This window comes from Spirillospora albida (assembly GCF_000718255.1).
GTDB classification, from domain to species: domain Bacteria; phylum Actinomycetota; class Actinomycetes; order Streptosporangiales; family Streptosporangiaceae; genus Spirillospora; species Spirillospora albida.
Map to the genome: position 1 here is coordinate 1 of NZ_JOFJ01000062.1, position 554 is coordinate 554.

Annotated in this window: 1 protein-coding gene; it reads left to right on the top strand. The window is 66.6% G+C overall.

From position 1 onward, the window contains the following. Nucleotides 1–554: acyl-CoA dehydrogenase family protein (locus IE99_RS0128510; protein WP_030177511.1), on the top strand; the 554-nt coding region annotated here is incomplete at its 5' end.

The following is a 554-nucleotide window of genomic DNA, read 5'->3' on the forward strand; positions in this document are numbered from 1 at the left end:
TGGGGATCAAGGGGTCGCCGACCCGGCAGGTGATCTTGGAGGATGTGCGGATTCCGGCGGATCGGATGATCGGTGCGGAGGGGACGGGGTTCAAGACGGCGCTGGCGACGCTGGACCATACCCGGATCACGATCGCGGCGCAGGCGCTGGGGATCGCGCAGGGGGCGCTGGATTACGCGCTGGGGTATGTGAAGGAGCGGCGGCAGTTCGGCAAGGCGATCGGTGATTTCCAGGGTGTGCGGTTCATGCTGGCGGATATGGCGATGCGGCTGGAGGGTGCGCGGCAGCTGACGTATCACGCGGCGGTCAAGTCCGAGCGGGCGATGCTGGGGGAGAGGGTGGCGGATCTGACGCTGGTGTCGTCGGCGTGCAAGGCGCTGGCCTCGGATGTGGCGATGGACGTCACGACCGATGCGGTGCAGTTGCTGGGCGGGTACGGGTACACGCGCGAGTTCCCGGTGGAGCGGATGATGCGCGACGCCAAGATCACCCAGATCTACGAGGGCACCAACCAGATCCAGCGGATGGTCATCGCCCGCCAGCTCCTCAAGTAG